1 pseudogene is annotated in these 286 nt (G+C 69.6%); it reads right to left on the minus strand.

Annotated elements, in window-relative coordinates:
* A pseudogene (locus tag TSO352_RS33410) lies at window positions 1–286 on the minus strand (hypothetical protein); the annotation flags it as partial.

Here is a 286-nt window from a genome sequence, read left to right on the forward strand (position 1 = left end):
GAGCAGGATGGTGTCCAGACCGGCACCGCCGATCAGCGTTTCCACCGCGACGGTCACCAGCGTGCTGCCGCCCGACCCGAGCATCACCACGTCCAGGCCGGCACCGCCCAGCAGCGTCTCAATTTGGGACACCACCAGCGTGTTGCCGGCGTTGCCCAGCAGGATGGCGTCGATCCCGGTGCCGCCGGTGATCGTCTCGAACAGCGACACCGTTGCCGTGTTGCCGGTGTCGCCCAGCAGCAGCAGGTCGGTGCCGGCGCTGCCGGTCAGCGTCTCGATGCCGCGC

Origin of the sequence: Azospirillum sp. TSO35-2, from assembly GCF_003116095.1 — a bacterium.
GTDB lineage: Bacteria > Pseudomonadota > Alphaproteobacteria > Azospirillales > Azospirillaceae > Azospirillum.